Origin of the sequence: Mycobacterium sp. SM3041 (assembly GCF_039668335.1) — a bacterium.
Taxonomy (GTDB): domain Bacteria; phylum Actinomycetota; class Actinomycetes; order Mycobacteriales; family Mycobacteriaceae; genus Mycobacterium.
On record NZ_JAYXBQ010000002.1, the window covers coordinates 121325 to 139522 of the forward strand.

At 63.0% G+C, this 18198-nt stretch carries 12 protein-coding genes; 9 read left to right on the top strand and 3 right to left on the bottom strand.

Annotation, left to right across the window (positions count from 1 at the left end):
• Positions 1–45 precede the first annotated feature (45 nt).
• From VXD91_RS02415 to VXD91_RS02425, 3 genes are all read left to right on the top strand, one after another.
• Positions 46–1947 (top strand): glycosyltransferase family 39 protein, encoded by a 1902-nt coding sequence (locus VXD91_RS02415; RefSeq protein WP_346414544.1) that lies wholly within the window; start codon positions 46–48, stop codon positions 1945–1947.
• Positions 1948–3487: 1540 nt separating this feature from the next.
• Positions 3488–4117 carry a TetR/AcrR family transcriptional regulator gene (locus VXD91_RS02420; RefSeq protein ID WP_346414546.1) on the top strand — a complete coding sequence of 210 codons (630 nt, stop codon included), beginning with the start codon at positions 3488–3490 and terminating at the stop codon, positions 4115–4117.
• Between the two features lie 234 nt (positions 4118–4351).
• Entirely contained in the window at positions 4352–4969 is a 618-nt protein-coding gene (locus VXD91_RS02425) for an MspA family porin (protein WP_346414605.1), read from the top strand.
• Between the two features lie 1404 nt (positions 4970–6373).
• On the opposite strand, the gene VXD91_RS02430 is transcribed toward VXD91_RS02425, so the two are convergent.
• Both VXD91_RS02430 and VXD91_RS02435 read right to left on the bottom strand, forming a co-directional pair.
• Positions 6374–6610: a hypothetical protein gene (locus VXD91_RS02430; protein WP_346414547.1), complete on the bottom strand. Its 237-nt coding sequence runs from the start codon at positions 6608–6610 to the stop codon at positions 6374–6376.
• The gene (locus VXD91_RS02435) at positions 6607–8409 is read right to left on the bottom strand and encodes a hypothetical protein (protein ID WP_346414548.1); all 1803 of its coding nucleotides are present in this window, start codon (positions 8407–8409) and stop codon (positions 6607–6609) included. Before VXD91_RS02435 ends, VXD91_RS02430 begins: the two co-directional genes overlap by 4 nt.
• Positions 8410–9316: 907 nt before the next feature.
• Here VXD91_RS02435 and VXD91_RS02440 point away from each other — a divergent pair.
• The 5 genes from VXD91_RS02440 to purU are packed head-to-tail and all read left to right on the top strand — an operon-like array spanning position 9317 to position 14553.
• A complete protein-coding gene (locus tag VXD91_RS02440) occupies positions 9317–10540 on the top strand; it encodes an acyl-CoA dehydrogenase family protein (protein WP_346414549.1) in 1224 nt (407 codons plus the stop codon).
• Positions 10540–11694, top strand: coding sequence for a flavin reductase (locus VXD91_RS02445; protein WP_346414550.1), 1155 nt, complete (start codon positions 10540–10542; stop codon positions 11692–11694). The genes VXD91_RS02440 and VXD91_RS02445 overlap by 1 nt, the downstream gene beginning before the upstream one ends.
• The gene (locus VXD91_RS02450; protein ID WP_346414551.1) at positions 11691–12761 is read left to right on the top strand and encodes a maleylacetate reductase; all 1071 of its coding nucleotides are present in this window, start codon (positions 11691–11693) and stop codon (positions 12759–12761) included. Before VXD91_RS02445 ends, VXD91_RS02450 begins: the two co-directional genes overlap by 4 nt.
• Positions 12754–13656: a dioxygenase gene (locus tag VXD91_RS02455; protein WP_088305573.1), complete on the top strand. Its 903-nt coding sequence runs from the start codon at positions 12754–12756 to the stop codon at positions 13654–13656. Before VXD91_RS02450 ends, VXD91_RS02455 begins: the two co-directional genes overlap by 8 nt.
• A gap of 24 nt (positions 13657–13680) precedes the next feature.
• Positions 13681–14553 carry a formyltetrahydrofolate deformylase gene (purU, locus tag VXD91_RS02460; protein ID WP_055119114.1) on the top strand — a complete coding sequence of 291 codons (873 nt, stop codon included), beginning with the start codon at positions 13681–13683 and terminating at the stop codon, positions 14551–14553.
• 19 nt (positions 14554–14572) lie between these two features.
• Here purU and VXD91_RS02465 read toward each other — a convergent pair whose 3' ends face one another.
• Positions 14573–16732: a LuxR C-terminal-related transcriptional regulator gene (locus VXD91_RS02465; RefSeq protein ID WP_346414552.1), complete on the bottom strand. Its 2160-nt coding sequence runs from the start codon at positions 16730–16732 to the stop codon at positions 14573–14575.
• Between the two features lie 310 nt (positions 16733–17042).
• Between VXD91_RS02465 and VXD91_RS02470 the strand changes: the two genes are divergently transcribed.
• Entirely contained in the window at positions 17043–18152 is a 1110-nt protein-coding gene (locus VXD91_RS02470) for an alcohol dehydrogenase catalytic domain-containing protein (protein ID WP_161494423.1), read from the top strand.
• Positions 18153–18198: the final 46 nt, after the last annotated feature.

Genomic DNA, 18198 nt, shown 5'->3' on the forward strand with positions numbered 1-18198 from the left:
CAGTTGCCCAACGATCTTCCCAGGTAAGTCACAGAAGATGAGCGCATGCTGCAGAACCCGACGTTGCATCCGGCACGACTGCCGCAGGCCGCTCGTTCACAGTCCGACCCGCGGTGGGCGCGCACAGCGCTCGCCGGCCTCTTGGCGGCCACCGCGGTCTTGTGGACCGTGACTCTCGGCCGAATGGGTTGGGCCAACGCCTTTTACGCCGCGGCCGTGCAGGCAGGCGCGCAGAGCTGGAAGGCATTCCTGTTCGGCTCGTCGGATGCCGAAAACTCCATCACCGTGGACAAGCCGCCCGCATCGCTGTGGCCGATGGAGCTCAGCGCCCGAATCTTCGGCGTCAACACGTGGTCGATTCTGCTACCACAAGTGCTGATCGGCCTCGCCTCTATCGCACTTCTGTACGTGATCGTCCGCCGGCAATTCGGTGCGGTCGCGGGCCTGATCGCCGGCGGCGCACTGGCTTTGACGCCGGTGGCCACTCTGATGTTTCGCTACAACAATCCGGATGCCCTGCTGGTGTTGCTCATGATCGGCGCGGTTGGTGCCCTACTGCGCGCCGTCGAGGACGGCCGCACGCGGTGGCTGGCGTTTTGCGGCGCACTCATCGGATTCGGTTTTCTGACAAAGCAATTGCAAGTCATGCTCGTGGTACCCGCGTTGGTCCTCACCTATCTGATCGCCGGGCCGACCCGGCTGCGTACCCGGGGGCTGCAACTGATCGCAGCGCTGCTGTCGATGGTCACGGCGGGCGGTTGGTGGGTAGCCCTGGTCGAGTTGATCCCGAACCGCAGCCGGCCCTACATCGGTGGTTCGACCGACAACAGCTTCCTGAACCTGACGTTCGGATACAACGGAATATCTCGGCTCAGTGGCAGCCACGGCGGATTACCGGAGCTACCCGCCGGCGCGGAGTTGCCGCCAGGTAGTAAGCATGGCGGCTTCCCATTCGGTTCCGATCCCAACATCCTTCGGTTGTTCACGGGCGCGTCCGCGGCACAGATATCGTGGCTTCTGCCGGCCGCTCTGATCTTCCTCGTCGCGGGAATAATCCTGTGCGGCAGGGCGTCCAGAACCGAGCCGCAGCGAGCTCAGTACCTGGTCTGGGGCGGCTGGCTGCTCGGCACCGGCGTCATCTTCAGCTTCATGTCCGGCCTCTATCACGACTACTACACGATGGCGCTCTCCCCCGCCATTGCCGCACTGGTCGGCATCGGAGCCACCGAGCTTTGGCGACGCCGAGCCACCATGTGGATCGGTCTGACCCTGGCAGCGGCGATTGCACTGACCACGGGCTGGTCTTGGGTACTGCTGAACCGCACACCGGATTTCGCGCCTTGGCTGCGTTGGCCGGTGGCGGTGATCGGCGCCGGCGCCGCGCTGATCCTCGTAGCCGATGTACTGCGCGGCATCCCGTTCGGATCGTGGGCGGCCCCACTTGCTGTCGTCGCAGTGCTGGCCGGTCCGCTGGCCTACTGTGTAGAGACCGTAGCCACCCCGCACAACGGCGGCATCGTGACCGCCGGCCCGCAGCTCAGCAGCCAGCACTTCCCCAGCATGCCACCCGGCTTCGATACCGCATCGAGCACGCGGCTGGAACAGCTGCTCGAAGCGAATGCAGACAACTACCAGTGGGTGGCGGCCACCAACGGCGCCAATGACGCCGCCACTTACCAGTTGGCGACCGGCCACGCGGTGATGCCGATCGGCGGCTTTGGGGGCATGGACCCATCACCGACCCTGGCGCAGTTCCAGCAGTACGCCGCCCAGGGGCGGATTCACTACTACATTGCCTCCCGCGGCCCCAGATTCCCCGGCGGACAAAGCGGGGCGCAGACCGAGGGCGACAAGATCGCCGACTGGGTGAAACAGAGTTTCACCGCCGCCACCGTCGACGGTGTGACCTACTACGACCTCACCGCGGACCAACACAGCGCATCCTAGGCAGGAATTGTCCAATACCGTTGTCGGATAGCCGAAGAATGCAGCGGCCGTGGCGTGTGCTGGCTAGGTCAGGCCGCGTCCGGCCGGATTGGGACCACGCAGGCTCAGGACCGCAGTAACCGCCGCACCGACGCCTGCGCCCACACTCACCGACGCGATCACCAATAATGCCATCCTGGCCAGACGATGCGTCCTGTACTGCTTGGGCATATGCGCATCTCCCCACTGTGAAACAAGCTGACAGGCGCCGACTTTAGCCCACGTCGTTGGGGCCCGCCGGACTAGCGACCTTTGCGAATTCTGCCCTACGTGGGCAATTTCGCGCCGGTACGTGACGACACGATCATTATCTAGCGCATTCATAATACGCTGTGCGCCAATTGATTACACAATCATGTGTGCCGAATAGCCGGTCGGCGCCCGATCCTCAACAATTGGACCAGCAGGGTCATAACCGCCACGCGCGCCTCAATATCCATATCTGGGTGATACAAGATCCATAGGAATTCCCAAGGTCAAACCTCGCGCACGCTCATGCCGACCTGGACGGCCAAAACAAGCAGCTCCACCGGGTAGTGAAGACCGATTAGTCAAAATCAATGCAGCGCAACAGGACTGCACAAGGGGTGCGACACGCGAGAGACCGGGAGGACTGGTCGCTCGCGTGTCGCACTAATTGAGATGATGCCGGAAGGTCATCACCGATAACCAACAGGCTGTCGCGGGCCCATTGGCGAATCCAGCCTATGACCTCCTGCTATGCACGAGCTGTCGTGCGCATAGGAAATAACAATCAGAATTGTAGTCACGACAGGAATCCTCGCGATGAACTGCCCGCCACTGCGTGCAGAGGACGCCGGCACGCGCTCGGTCGCCACTTCCGAGTACGGGGATAAGGGCTGAGCCACTGAAGGTTTCGGAAGGATCGCAGGCCCGATCGACGTCGACGTACCTCGCCGCAGGAACATCCGCCGTTGATCTCGGGGCGATGCGCGGCGACCTTGGCTGCGCTGTTCGGCATGTTGAAGCATCCTGTGCATCAACGCGTTTCGAAGCCGATGCCCACATCGACGACGATGACAAGAGGCATGCATGACACAAAATGGCGGCGGCGCAGCACGCGATTTCACGCGCGCTGCGCCGCCTGGACAGTTTGTCAGGGAATCCTCTTGATCACCGCGGCGGCGGAGGCGGCGGCGGGCACGGAGCGGGTGGCGGTGCGCACTGGCTTGGCGGCGGCAGAGGCGGACCGGCATTGGCCACACCTGCACCAAGCAGGCTGGCGGTCAATCCAAGCCCGGTGATGAATACGGCGGCGCCGACAAACTTGGGCCGACGTGTGATTGAGCTGGACATGTAGCTCCCTTCCTAGGTGAATCAGTCTGTCCTGCAACGACTGTAGTGCACAAGGTGGTCTGTAGAACGTCATCGGACCTGTGGCATCCATATGCATTTTCAGGCTCGCCACTGAGATGAATTGATAGAAAACCCACAACGCCAGCGGGGCGCGACAGCCGATACGCCGACCCATAATGGAGCCATGGCACCGATCGAACGCCTCAAGGCGGGCCGTCCGTCGGCAGCAACAACCGCCGCCAACCGTCAGCGCATTCTGCGTGCAGCGCGAGAGACGTTCATTGAATTCGGTTACACCACCGCGACATTCGATGTCATTGCAACACGGGCTGGCTTGTCCAGACCGGCACTGCACTATCACTTTGCCAACAAATCGGAGTTGTACCGCGACGCCATTGACCGCCCGGCGGTCGATGTAGTGGCGGCAGCGGCCGCTACGGCCCGGCGCTCGAAAACGTTTCCCGCACAGCTTGTCAGCTTCTTTTCAGCGGCCCTGGGCGCCGACGACCCTGGCGAGTGCAACGCCCAACTTGTTGCCGCCGCCGTGCGCGAATCGGTTCGCAATGAAACACGAATCGTCACTGACCGCTCGGTGCTTCGTATGTCCCGGGCATTCATCTCGTCGGCAATGCGTGATGCTATCGATCGAGGCGAGCTCAGCGATGAGGTCAACATCATCGATGCCGTCGAAACGATGGTCGCGGTTCTTTGCGGTATCGCCGCTTACCCCTCGGCAGTTGGCCCTGCCGACAACCTTCCGGCCATCGTGAGTACTTTCGAACTGCTGATCACCGACAGACTCCTTGCCGGTTGACCCGTCGTACCGGCGGCCTACAGAGCTGCAAACACCACCTGCGCATGAGCGACAGTCCGGCCGCCAGCCGCAGTTGCACATGTGTCGCGGTTGACATGATTCACATACAAAAACCCCACGAGTACAACATCATTCGGCCCTATCCTGCCTAGATCATCATCGGCGCTGAATCAACGACCAAGGCATTACCAGGACGGGAAAGAACTGTTGAAGACTTTGAAATTCGGCCTCGTGATGAGCATCTGTGCGGTCGTGGCGTTATCCGTCGGAGCGGGGCCCTCACGCGCGGATCTAGACAACCAGCTGAGCTTGGTGGACGGCCTCGATCGCACCTTGACGGTGCAGCAGTGGGACACGTTCCTCAACGGTGTATTTCCGTTGGACCGCAACCGGCTGACACGTGAGTGGTTCCACTCCGGCCGCGCCACCTACAAATGTGATGGCAACGGCTGCGGCCAGTTCACCGGCACGTTGGAGCTGGGCTATCAGATCGGCTTCCCGTGGGCATTGGGCGTAGGCATCAACTTCAGCTACACCACGCCGAACATTCTCCTCGACGACGTCAACCCCGGCACATTCAACAGTAGCGGGAGCGGCGGTGGCGGCATCATCACACCAAACCTGTTGCCGGGTGTATCGATCTCCGCGGATCTAGGCAACGGCCCGGGTATCCAGGAAGTCGCGACGTTCTCGGTGGACGTTTCCGGCCCGACGGGTTCAGTGGCGGTGTCCAACGCGCACGGCACTGTGACCGGTGCAGCCGGCGGCGTGCTCTTGCGGCCCTTTGCTCGCCTGATCGCCAAGACCGGTGACTCGGTGACCACCTACGGTGAGCCCTGGAACATGAACTAACCGGCAGCCGTCGAGGCATGGAGGCGTTGGCTGAGGAAGACACGGCCCAGAAGACGCCCGGACGCGCCTTGGCCGCCGAGATGAGTCGGTCGAGGGACGGGGCGAGGTCGAAGATCAAATGGATCCCCAGCGAAGTAGCGGAGCCGCCAAACGAGCGGCATTCAGACGGGGTTGTGCGCCGAGATCGCCAGCCCGCCAGCGTGACCCAGCGCTGACTCACTCCGTGACGAGCGGGTCGACCGCCCGGCCGCATCCCGGTTGCACCTGCGGCAACCGGGCTACGCGCCGGGCGGTCGAGTCGCTGCACCAGGATCAGAACGGCGGAGGCGGGAGTAGTGGGCCGCCCGGGGCCGGCGGAGCCCCTGGACCCGGAGGAGGAGCGAGGCCGGGTCCACCGGGCGGCGGGGGCGCACCGGGCCCCGGCGGCAGGATGCCCGGCCCGGGCGGTGGGGGCGGCTGCGCGCCGGCCACGGCCGCGCTAAATCCGGCGCCCGTGCCCATCAGCGCGACCGCCAGCAATGCGACCGCTGCACGATGACGTGACTTGTGCTGCTTCGACATTCACATACCTCCTCTTCTGCGGAACTACTTACAGTCGCCGACACTAGCTCATTCAATCGACTGAAATGAATTGTCTAATCGCGGTAACATCGTGCGTTGAAACGTTATATCGCGAACCGTGCAGCTACTCCTACGATTGTCGGTTCAAGCTCCAAATAGTCTTGCTACCAGTCAATTTAGTTGACAGACGCCGTAGCACAGCAACGCGATATTGTTCATCGGAATGGGTAAATATTCAGAGTTCACGCTTTCCCGACGCTCCTCTCCGCTGCATATTCATATTGTCGCGATACGCGATCCATACGAATTCCCCAGGATTGAAAGCACATTTGAGCCGAGTACGACTCAACGTCGTGCGCACAATGCAAGCAGCGTTATTTTTGCCAGACAGAGGTGTCGGTTGACTGTCAAAGTCGCGCGGCGCCGTGCGGCGTCTGCACTCGCGTACGTCGTGGCACGCGATAGGCACGGTGCACTCCGCAGCGCACGACGGGCGACTTCTCGCTTCGAGGCCCTTACGGGTCATCCGAGCGCTCTTCCCGCCAGTTGGAGGGGAAGTCTGGCCAGATGGCGGATAACAGCGGAGCGGCCCGACGCGGCACACTCGGTCCTGAACAGCCTCACGGCATCTCTGGAGGCAATGGCCGGAGCACGATCGGCGTCGCGTCAAGAACCAGGAGGCCACGGACGCGCCACGCGAACCCACGACCTGCCACGCGATTGCTTAGTTGACCTTTTGCAGTGCAAACTGTCGAACCCGGCACCGTTCGAGATTTCGTAATGCGCGTCGCCACGGAGAAAAGCAACCCCCGCTCCCCCCACTGTCGGTTGCAAAACTCCGTGTCATATCAGGATGCCCTGACCTGCGCTTTCGCGTGATTGCATCAGGTTTGTCGAACGGGTTTTTGCATTCTGGATGTCGAATCCTAGAACGGTACGGTGGTGCACGACCTCAGCGCACGGGCGGCGCTCGATGACGGCGGCCGGGGCCACGGTGGCGCTCTCATGATGCGGGGTGAATCTGCCCCGGGTGCTGCCACTTTGGGCGTTACGAGCGGTTGTGCGTTCACCGATGATCATTGCGCGGCATAGGATTTACGGCGCAAGGTGCGTTTGCTGCTCGCCAGAGGCTGGCTCGATATCGAGCGGTTGTTGAGCGATCGGGCGAGCACTCGTGTGGCTTCGAGTTCGCCGAGGTATCTGACGCTCACTCCGTCGGTGAGTGGCTCGATCCTGGAGTGGCCCTCTTCGATCTCAAGGTACTTGCCGAGGAAGAACAACGCGTTCTTTCCGACGTCAATCTTCTGGCCTGCCAGCGAAATCGTTGTGGGGTTGATCGCAAGAAATTCATAGGTGCGGCCGGATTCCCGCGCGATCTCTGGCGGGTGGACGTCGTGGTGGACAGTGAAGGGTCTTGACTTCGATGTTGGGACAGCTTGGCCTGAAACGAGTTTGGCCGCAAAGAGGATGTCCCGCGCCTCGTCTGCGGACATCTCTTCGGGCATCGTCAGTAGCACTGGCACGTGATCTTGAATCTGGGCCAGCGCTTCGCAAATCCCTGGCCAGTGTCCCGAGTTACCGGATCGGTCGGTGGGGAGAGTCGCGACGATGCCGTAGTCCCTCGGTCCGTAGGTTAGAGCGAAGGCAAGGCGGTTCGGACTATGCCACGCAGACAAGACTTTCAGGCTGTCAATGAGCTCGGCGGGTCTGCGGCCAGCGAGGTCGTAGTCAACTTCAAGACTCATGGTTCCATCAAGCTGGCCTGCTTGTACCAGCATCTCCAACGTGAAGAGGTTGGCCTGGTCGGTGAAGACACTACGTATGCCGGTCTGGCCGGCAGACTGTTCGATTCTCCGGATGGTCGTGCTGGCGATGACTGTCTCGGAGTCTGGCTCAACGACGGCAACGATCAGCTCAATTGGGTCTGCTTGTTCGTCTGCGGGGGCTGCAATCACCTGAAGGCTGGCGTCCTGCAGCTCCCCACCCAGACCGCCAGGAAGGTCGAGTAGGCCGCTGACGGTGCCGCGCGGCATCGCCATCGGCGCTCCGTAGGCGATGAACTTCTGAAATTGCTCCTGCAGTTCGTTGTCCCCGCGGGGAACAGCGACCTGGAGTTGGGCGGTTATCGGGCGCTCCCGCAGGGACTCCAGCGAGAGCGCAAAGATCTTTATCGCGACCCATACCGAGTCGTGTTGCATTGCGTACACGCCGACGAGACCGGGGTCCTCCGGTACGGGCGTGGGCGCGGGCGGGCTGTCTGAAACGCTGAACTCGTACCGGTAGAACGGGTCGTGGTCGTTGAGTGCCTTGTAGATCGATGCAAGGTCGGACATGACGTCCGTGGCTATGAGTGGTTCGTTGGGCTGGCGATTAACGCGGTGGGCGATGATCGCGGTGAGGTTGTCCACGGCGGCCTGAAGACGCTCCTTGCCGTCGCGCATGTAGTAGTCGACGACCTTCGGATACTGAGCGGCTTTCGTGTCGCAGTACAGCAGACCGTGTGTCTCGCAAGGGAATTTTGCGTCTGCGGTGAGCTGCTTCAGCCAGTTGGCAAGGTTGTGGTCGGTGAGGTCGAGCGGCATGACGAGATGCCATTCGATGACCTCCCAGCCTTCCGCCTTGCTGGCGTCGACGACGTTGTTGAACGACTTGGTGATCTTGCGTTTCTGGCTGCTGGTCAGGTTGGCGTGGTACTTCTTGACCTGATAGACGGTGCGGTGCTTGGCGAAGCCTTCGGGGCCGGGAACGAAGATGTCGACGCCACCGTCGCCTTGACTAGGTCGGACGCGAACGGCGTTGGGGAAGTCGCTGCAGATGAACATGCCAACGACGGCTTCGATGTCGTCGCCTTCATGGCGAGTCCATTCAACTCGCGCCATGGCCTACACCCTCTTCCAGACTGCGGGAGCGGCGCCGTCTGTGCCGAGCGCCAACGCCTGAGACTCACTCAACCACCCTGCGGCCGTGTGCTGGCGCCGACACCCCGAACCTTCTGATCCCACACCGGAGGCGCGTTGCGGGCGCGGCGGTTCGGCCAGCTGGCACCCCCATCGAATGCCGACGTCCGGAGCTGTAGCAGCTGGGTCCGTCTTCCAAAGAGGCGCTCGATGCTGTGGCGCGGTCGGCCTAGTGTCAGCTCATGCCGTCGTCGCGGGCTGCCCGAAGTCCTCAGCGTGTTCAGCCTAAAAAGGAGCCCCGGCAGTCATCATTCATCGGTCGCCGTGGCCTACCGGAGACGGTTGGTTAGCATTGCTGGACATTCTCAAATCCGTGTCACTTGAGACGTCGGAGTGACATCGATTTTGAGAATGTGACGTCGCGTTTGAGAACGGACAACCGCCTGTCCGTTCTCATATAGCTTGTCACATCCCAGGCCGCTGAGCTGGGAAGACCGAGACGTTCTCGTTTGATGTCACGCGCGCTTTTCTCAAATTTTGTCACTTTTCGCATCCGCTCCGCCGGCAGCGCTGTCACCGGAAGAAGTTCCGCTGCGCCGGCCTAAACGGCACGCTCGGCGTCGATGTAGACAACCGCCAGGTCCACACATCGCGTTGTCGAAGTTTCGTCACCTTCAAACTCGCGGCGGTTCACTGGATGGCAGATCTGTTCAAGTTCGATGCGTCGTGTGTAGAGGTCACGTCCGAGGACTTGTTCGGCGTTCTTACGTGGCGGTATAGGTGAGGGTCAGACACGTGCAGGTCGGGTGACCTCACGCTATGGCCGGGGCTAGTCCGCGCGGGAGCCTGTCATGGCACCCCGCCAACGACGGCCGAAGGAAGCAGAAAGATGACCTCACCCGCGACGACGCGAACGGCGCGCCCTGACTCTCTCACCCTCGATGAGGCGCTGGAGCGCGCGCGTTCGATCGGCCAGCAGGTTCTAGCTGAGGCTCCCGATACTGAACGAAAATCTCGTCACTCCGAAGCACTGCACGCTCAGTTCCTCGACGCTGGTTTCTACCATCTCCTGCGCCCGAAAACTTGGGGCGGCTATGAGTTCACTCTCCCTGACTTTCTGAGGGTCATGCGCGAGATTGCGTATGCCGATATGGCGACCGCCTGGTGTCTGACACTTGCTTCCGGACACAATCTGCAAGTCGCCTCTTACTGGAGTGAGAAGGCACAGCGGCAGCTTTTCGCGGGCGACTATTTCGCTGCGCCAATGACGAGCGCACCCTCGGGCACCCTCACCCGGGTAGATGGCGGCTTTCTGGTCGACGGCGTGCACCGATACGCCTCCGGTGTGCCTTACGCGACGCATTTCAGTGGGCACGCCTTCCACGATGACCGACCCGGCGTCGTCTCGAACTTCATCGCTCCGCGCGACACGTACGAAGTACTCGACGATTGGGGAGGCACCCTCGGGCTAAGGGGTAGCGGTTCGAACTCCGTGAAGTTCGAGCGCGCCTTCATCCCGGAAGAGTTTGTGCTCGAAGGGGTCAGTCAACTCTCGATCGATCCGGCCACCCAGGCCCCCGGCCGGGCGCTGCACGCTAACCCGATGTATGGGGCGCCGGGCATCGGGTTTTTCTCTCTCGAACTGAATTCGCTCGCCCTCGGCGCGGCGCTTGCTCTGTTTGACGAATACGACGCCCAGATGACAGTGCGCAAGACCGTGAACGCTCCTTTCGTCCTGCGTGTGGACGACACTTTCTTCCAGTGGCGCTACGGACGAGCTCGGGCGAAGCTCGATGCGTCGCTCGCGAGTATGGACTTCGCGGGAGCGTTGTTTGACCGCACCATCGCTGACTCGGTGTCAACACCTTACTCACGGGCGTCGGACATCCACGTTGCCCTCGTCGCACATGAATCCGCACGACTGCTCTGGGACGCCGTCAGCGATTTTCTCTTCAAGTCGATCGGTTCGAGTGCCGTCGTTCAGGGCACTCGAACCGAACGCATCTGGCGAGACCTCAGTCAATGGTGGAGTCACCTCAACACCCAACTTGCTGATCCCACCGCCGCCATGTACGCCGCGGAGCATTTCGCCGGCGCGCGAGCGGAGTCATGATGACGCCCGCTGAGTCTGTGCCTGCACCGAGTGAACTGGCGAAACCGGTTGCGCCACATGAGTTCGTGACGGCGATGAATTGTTTCACCTCGGGGGTGGCCGTAGTGACTTCCCGTGATGACAGGCAGCCGGTCGGGGCCACCGTCGCGGCCATTGCCCCGATCGCTTCTGACCCTGCCACGGTCATGGTGTCGCTGTCGTCGACGTCCAGCACCGCGCTGGCCATCATGCGTACCCGCACGTTCGCGATCAACATTCTCGATGAGGACGCTGCAGCGGTCGCTGGTCGATTCGCCACCCGCGATGCAGACAGGTTCGCGGGACTCAAGTTCGCTGACGATGTCCTTGGAAACCCGGTCCTGGCGGGCCGCGTCGCGGCGCTCAGCTGCCGCATCGTGGACGCGATCCCCGCCGGATCACATTGGGAGTTTCGCGCCAGCGTGGTTGGTGTAGACACCGTCGACGGTAACCCCTTGGCCTACTACCGCGGCAACTTCGCACACCTCCGAACCGAAGCCGACCGTTCGGTTCTCGACACGGTCCGCGCACGGGTTCTCGCGCTCCGCACCGACTCGGCGCACGTGCTTGACCCGGACGAACTCGCACGCGATCTCGGCGCATCACGTGGCACGATCCTGCGTGCCCTGTCAGCACTGAAATCGGAAGGACTCACCGAACGGATCGACGGGGTGCACAGCGTGGCCGCCGTTCCAGACGAGGTGGTCGACGACGCCTATCAAGCGAAACTTGCGATCGAGCTCGGCGTGGCCGCCCAGATCATCGGCCGCATCACCGACAACGACGTCGCAACATTGCATGCCCTTCTGCAGCCGATCCGTCGTGCAGCTCCTGGCGGCTCGGCGGAGAGCATCCCTAACCTAGTCAGCGCTTTGCATGACTGCGCAGAGGTATTCGTCGGGCTCGCGGGGTCCGAGTCACTGCTGCGCGCCTACCGTTCACTTGGGTTGCCGGGCATCGACCGCCGAACGATCACCGCGGCGATCTTCGCCAACATCTCCCCAACAGGTGGCTTTGAAGAGGTGGTCGAGGCACTCGAACGCCGCGACCTCACCGCCGTCAACGCCGCCCTGCGTTCGCAGCGGCGCACCCCCGCCTTCGTGCGTGGCGCAGCAGCTGAAAGGGCGTTGAGATGACGAAGCTCGCCTTCAACTACCGTGCGCTGCCCGTCCAGGCCTACTTCGGACGTGAGTCCGCCGCTGACAACGTTCGCCGTGCGGTCGACGACCACCATGCTCGCCGCATCCTTGTCGTTGCCTCGTCGTCACAGACCGCCAATGTCGAGCGTCTGACCGCGCAATTCGGTGACCGCCTAGCTGGTCGATTCGCCGGAGTCGTCGAGCACGTTCCGGCGGCCACAGCCACTGAAGCGGTCGAGGCCGCGACCTATGCACACGCCGACCTCGTCCTCTCCATCGGAGGCGGATCGAGCACGGGTACGGCCAAGGTCATTGCGCTGGAAACGGGTCTTCCTATCGTGGCTGTGCCGACGACGCTCGCTGGATCGGAGATGACTGACACCTGGGGTATCACGACAGATGGACGCAAGCAGACCGGACGGCATCCGGCAGTGCTTCCGCGCGCGGTGGTCTACGACCCGGTGCTTCTGACCTCACTTCCGCCGGCTTTGGCAGTCACATCGGCGTTCAACGCCATGGCCCACTGCATCGAGGCCTATTGGGGCACCGCGGCAAACCCGGTCAGTTCCGTACTGGCGAGTGAGGGCGTACGGCACCTCGCTGATGGCCTCCGCGCTCTGCAAAGAGGCGAGCAGGATGCGCTCGACGAACTCCAGTACGGCAGCTTTCTTGCCGGGCTGGTGTTCGCACAGGCGGGCTCGGGTCTGCACCACAAGATCTGCCACGCGCTCGGTGGTGAGTTCGACCTTCCCCACGCGGCGACCCACACAGTCATCCTGCCGGAGGTTCTGCGATTCACCGCACCCAGCGTTCCGCAGGCTGCGGCAGCGATCGCTGAGGCGCTCGGAGCCGTCGATGCGGTGGGCGGTCTTGATGCGCTGATCGTTGAGACCAAGGCACCGCGCAGCCTGTGCGACGTCGGCCTGAATCCAGACCAGATCAGCACCGCTGTCGAGGCCATAGCCGGGCGCCTCCCGATCGACCACCCGCGGCCAGTCACACGCGCCGGCCTGATGCAGATTCTCGCGGCCGCCTCCGAGCGAAGGGACCCCATGGATGAGTGACAACGCTGAGGTGTCCCCGGTGAATGTGTCGAGGGAGACCGAACTGACCGAGAGGGTGGTCGCCAGCTTCGCAAACAGCCCGAACACTCGTCTCAGAGTGGTCATGTCCTCGCTCGTGCGACACCTACACGGCTTCATCCGCGAAATTCGCCTAAGCCAGACCGAATGGGACACCGCGATCGCTTTCCTGACGCGCACCGGTCACATCACCGATGAGCACCGGCAGGAATTTATCCTCCTGTCCGACGTGCTGGGTGCCTCAATGATGACGGTCGCCGTCAACTCGCCCCCTCACTCGGAGGCAACCGAGTCGACCGTGTTCGGACCGTTCTTCGTTGACGACGCTCCGACGATCATGAACGGTGACGACATCGGGCAGGGGATGGTCGGACGACCCTGCCACGTGCGCGGCACGGTGCGTTCGACCAATGGCGATCTCATTGCAGGCGCTCGCGTCGAAGTGTGGGCCGCCGACGACGACGGCTTCTACGACGTGCAGTACGAGGGTGCCCGGCTCGCCGGCCGCGCCCGGCTACACACCGACCTGGCCGGACATTTCGACTACTGGACAGTGCAACCCGCTGCCTACCCGATCCCGCACGACGGCCCGGTCGGACAGCTTCTCGCGGCGGCTGGACGCTCACCCATGCGCCCGGCTCACATCCACTTCATGGTGAGCGCACCCGGCTACCACACGCTGATCACCCACATATTCGTAGAGGGTGACGAATGGCTCGGTCACGACACCGTATTCGGCGTCAAAGAGTCCCTGATCGTCCCCTTCACCGTTCACGAGCCGGGTACGGGTCCCCGCGGGAAGCTACTGCGCGAGACCTGGAGCTCGACATCCTTCGACATCTCGCTCGCACCTGTATCCGACGACCCGGTCAACTGACCGCCGCCCGAGAAAGCACATCCCATGGCACCGACAACACGCCTGCGCGACCACGCCTGCCTCATCGTGCACGGACCTGACCAAGCCGGGCTCGTCGCTGCAGTCACGGCGCTCATCACCCGCAACAAGGGCAACATCGTCTCACTCGATCAGTACTCATCAGACCCGGAAGGCGGCGACTTCTTCCAGCGGGTGGTATTCCATCGCAGCGATCTGCAAGCAGCGATCGCGGACATCGAATCCGACCTGGCGACCAGCCTCGAACCCTACGGGATGAAGTGGCTGCTGACCGACCAGTCAAGGCCAAAGCGCATGGCAGTTCTCGCATCGAGGTCCGATCACTGCCTGCTCGACCTGCTGTGGCGTCACCGGCGCGGCGAGCTGCCGGTGACGGTTCCGATGGTGATCTCCAATCACACGGATGTGGCCAGCGATGTTCGCTCCTTCGGCATCCCCTTTTTCCATGTGCCCTCACAAGGGCCGGACAAGTCAGAAGCCGAGGCAAGGATCATGGAGCTGGTCGCGGGCAACGTCGACTTCATCGTGCTTGCGCGATACATGCAGATCATCAGCGAGGATTTTCTCGATACGGTCGGCGTGCCGGTGATCAACATCCATCACTCGTTCCTGCCGGCCTTCATCGGCGCTGCGCCGTATCGGAAGGCGCACGAACGCGGCGTTAAGCTCATCGGTGCAACCAGCCACTACGTCACCAAGGATCTCGACGAAGGCCCGATCATCGAACAGGACGTGACGCGTGTGGACCACGCGATGACCGTCGCGGACCTGCAGGCGCGAGGGGCCTACGTTGAGCGAGCCGTCCTGTCCCGGGCCGTGCAGTGGCACGCCGAGGATCGAGTCATCCGGCACGGTAATCACACGATCGTGTTCGCGTGAGCGGACAACGCCGCGAACCTCACCCTTTCCGTCCGGCGACGCTATCGACATTCTTAGTCACCCACACCGCGATCTGACTGCGCGACCGGAACCCGAGCTTGGCCAATATGCGCTGCACGTGTCCTTCGACCGTGCGCCGTGAGAGCACGAGCCGTGCCGCGATGGCAGGATTGCCCAGGCCTTCAGCGATGAGCACGGCGATCTCGGTCTCCCGCGCGCTGAGAGCATCGCAGGCATCGGTGCGATCCGGCATGGATGACATTGGGGCGTCCCTCGCAGTGAGTCGGGTTAACACCTCGCCGAGTTGGCGGCCGTCAGGCAGCGCAGCGGGGTGCGATAGCCATCCGCTGTTACCACTGAACCCTGTCAGGGCATCCGGCCGTAACGGCGTTGCTTGCGGGACGAACTCATTGAGGCTGGTGAGGTCAGCGCCCTGGCTGGCCTCAGTGCGGATGGAGGCGAGCAGCTGCACACAGAGGCCAAGCCCGACGCGATCACCGAATCGCGCCATCACATCGAGCGCTGCTCGCACCCGCTCGCCGGCCGCGGTGCTGTCACAGTCGCGGTCCTCGATGATCGCCAGGAGGCACCACAGGTAGGCACGCCCCCACACGTCGCCAATTCGGTCGCAGTAGGCCACCCCGTCGGTCACCGTCTGCAGCGCTGCGTCCTGCTTGTTCAAGACGATTTGACAGGCGGCAAGATGCCAGTATTTTTCGCCGACATGGTCGCGCACCTCCGCCTCTAGGACGGCATCCAGGGCTGCTGACAGTTTCGGTTCTGCCTCCTCGACGCGGCCATCGGCGACGTCGACCAGCGCCGCGACGAATACGCCGAAGAGCTCGTCCGCGTACTCAGCGATCCCGGGTTCGAACTCGGCGTCGATTGCCTTGAGTCGTGCGCGGGCACCGTCAAGGTCGCCTTCGTGGTACGCGATGTAGGCGTCGGTCTGTATCGCGCGCAGGGTGACCACGTCCTTCAGATCGACGAGGGACAACGCGCTGTGCAACCAGTCCCGAGCGCGCGGCCATGGGTCCACCGGATGCAGCTGCCAGTAGTAGCGCAACGCGCTGATGATCTCGAGGGCTTCGTGGGCGGAGCCCTGCTCCGCGGCCATGGCGCCGAGCATTCGGGTGATGTCCGCGGCATGACGATTGAGAAATTGGACCGCTGACAGCTGTTCGCCGGAGAACCAGACCGCCGCGCAGTGTCGAAGCCGCGCGATCAACACCTGGCGAATGTGCTGCTCCTCATGGCTTCGTTCCTCGCTCGGCCAGACCTCGATCAACCTCGCGCGGTAGTGCAGCGGGACGCGCAGGCGACGTTCCCCGTCGACATTCTCAGACCGAACGAGTGAGGCGCCCACGAGTTCGGCGACCGGAAGGGCCAGCGTCGCCAAGCTCCCGGCCGAGAACAGTTCTGCGGCGAAACGCACGTCGCAGCCCGACTCGAGCAGGGACAGTCGCTGCATGAGCGCCCGAGCGTCGGGCGACACCCGAGCAATCGCTGCATCCAACACCACGGCGGAGGCCTGCGCACTGGACCCGTGGGGCAGAAACGAGTCCAGAACAGTCGGCCGCTCGGTGACCGCCACGGCTGCTTCGTGCAGACCCAGGACGGTCACTGCGCGTGCGGCTGCCTCGATGAAACGGGGCAGCCCATCGGTCGACCGGCACACAGCCAGGAAATCCTCGGTCGCCGCGTCAGTCACGGTGAAATCCGGATCGGCATCCAGAACCCTCTGGACAAGAAGGGCTTCAGTTTCGGTGCTGCCCGGGGCGCCGGCGGTCTGTGCCAGCGGGCTCGCCGCCGGGACGGCGAGTGGCGGAAGGGGGTAGGGCATCTCGCCGCGGATGCCCGTCCGTTCACACGACGTGACAACGATGTGTGTCTCGGTGGTGCGTTCCAGGAGCTGCTCGATGACGGTCGCGGTGGCCTGGGGGTTCTCGATACCGTCGAGGATGAGTAGGAACGGCTTATCACCCAGCGACCGTGCGATGTCCCCGGCCGTCGCACCTCTGGCCCCTACGGTCTCGGCGATCAATTCGATGAGATCGCGCGGTGTGGCGCACTTGGCAGCCACGCGTGCCGTCGACTCGCCGTAGGACCGCCGGAGAATTTCGGCGAGGCGCGCGGCCGTTCGTGACTTTCCCACTCCGGCCTGGCCGGTGATGGTCACCAGCCTACGCGTTGCCACGAGGGTCCGCAGTTCGCCCAATTCTGCTGCACGACCGACAAATTCGGTCAGTTGGCTGACGGGCAGCCCCCGATGAGTGCTCATGTAAATCCTTGCCCGGCGCTCGCCGTTGATGCGCCTATTCGTCCAGGTCACATTAGGCCAGCGCGTCGAACTCGTCCCTAGGGTGCAATCACCTGATGTCGTACGCGATGCTCGGCGAATCCATCGTCTTTTGCATTCTGCGACCCGACCATGGGTCCACAGGCGGACGCATGGCAAGGAGGCCAGCGTCAGGAGACGAAGGTGTCGGATGAGAGCAGCTGTTGCGCGTGGAAGCGGAGCGCCGATCGAGATCGAGGAAGTTGAACTCGATCCGCCGCATTGGGGCGAAGTAGTAGTTCGGGTCGAGGTCACCGCTGTATGCCGGACCGACCAATTGTTCATGGACGACCCTGTGAGCCCGGACCGGCGGCTTATACCCGGACACAGCGCGTGCGGGATCGTGGAGCAAGTGGGACCAGGGGTCACAAAGACTCAGGTCGGTGACCGAGTCGTTGTGGCGGGCACCATGGAATGTGGCAAGTGCTATCCATGCCAGCACGGTTCGCCGTCGCAATGCGAACGGCTCTGGATCGAAGTCCCGACGCCGCCGGTCGTCGGACGCACATCCTCAGGTGTGGCCGTGGCAGGCTTCGGTGGCGCAGGAACGTTCGCCGAGTACATGAAGTACCGCGAGCATTGTTTTGCCGTGGTCGACAGCACGTTGGACGCCAGGCAACTTGCCCTGCTGGGCTGTGGAGGTTTATCGGGCGTCGGCGCGGTATGGGAAGTCGGGCGCCTCAAGGCGGGCGACAGCGTGGCGGTGGTGGGCTGCGGACACCTCGGACTTTGGATGATCCAGGCGGCCAAAGCTGCAGGGGCATCCCGGATAATCGCGGTGGACCCGCTTCAAGAACGTCGCGCGTTCGCCACGATGGTCGGGGCCACAGACGTGGTCGCACCAGAGGACGCCGACGAAGTGGTCAAAGGCGTCACAGCTGGACGCGGTGCTGATCTCGCTCTCGAGGCGACCGGGGAGGCAGGCGGCGACGAACAGGCGTTCGCGCTGTGCCGCAACGGCGGAACCGTCGTGGCCACCAGTATGGTCGCGCCGTTGGACTCGGCCATGTCGCACTTCCCGACAAATGCTGTGTCGATGTTCGGCCGGGTCATCGTGGGTTCTCAGAGCGGCGGTGGATTCCTCAACCGCGACGTACAGCGCGTCGCGAGTGCGATCGAAGCCGGCTTGCTCGATGTCGACATCATGCTCTCCCGCGCATACACATTGGACGAAGCGGGCGAAGCAATGAGGGCGGCAGTGAACCGTGAGCTGATCACCGGTGTCATCGACATGCGCGGCGCCGACGGGGTGACCCCATGAACACTCGCGCGGGCCAAGTGCGTGCGTTATCGGGTGTGTTCACGCT

What these genes read in the sequence shown, in the direction of transcription:
- VXD91_RS02415 (WP_346414544.1), top strand. Translation starts at nt 46, where the DNA reads ATGCTGCAGAACCCGACGTTGCATCCGGCACGACTGCCGCAGGCCGCT.
- VXD91_RS02420 (WP_346414546.1), top strand. Translation starts at nt 3,488, where the DNA reads ATGGCACCGATCGAACGCCTCAAGGCGGGCCGTCCGTCGGCAGCAACA.
- VXD91_RS02425 (WP_346414605.1), top strand. Translation starts at nt 4,352, where the DNA reads ATGAGCATCTGTGCGGTCGTGGCGTTATCCGTCGGAGCGGGGCCCTCA.
- VXD91_RS02430 (WP_346414547.1), bottom strand. Translation starts at nt 6,610, where the DNA reads ATGATCATCGGTGAACGCACAACCGCTCGTAACGCCCAAAGTGGCAGC.
- VXD91_RS02435 (WP_346414548.1), bottom strand. Translation starts at nt 8,409, where the DNA reads ATGGCGCGAGTTGAATGGACTCGCCATGAAGGCGACGACATCGAAGCC.
- VXD91_RS02440 (WP_346414549.1), top strand. Translation starts at nt 9,317, where the DNA reads ATGACCTCACCCGCGACGACGCGAACGGCGCGCCCTGACTCTCTCACC.
- VXD91_RS02445 (WP_346414550.1), top strand. Translation starts at nt 10,540, where the DNA reads ATGACGCCCGCTGAGTCTGTGCCTGCACCGAGTGAACTGGCGAAACCG.
- VXD91_RS02450 (WP_346414551.1), top strand. Translation starts at nt 11,691, where the DNA reads ATGACGAAGCTCGCCTTCAACTACCGTGCGCTGCCCGTCCAGGCCTAC.
- VXD91_RS02455 (WP_088305573.1), top strand. Translation starts at nt 12,754, where the DNA reads ATGAGTGACAACGCTGAGGTGTCCCCGGTGAATGTGTCGAGGGAGACC.
- purU (WP_055119114.1), top strand. Translation starts at nt 13,681, where the DNA reads ATGGCACCGACAACACGCCTGCGCGACCACGCCTGCCTCATCGTGCAC.
- VXD91_RS02470 (WP_161494423.1), top strand. Translation starts at nt 17,043, where the DNA reads ATGAGAGCAGCTGTTGCGCGTGGAAGCGGAGCGCCGATCGAGATCGAG.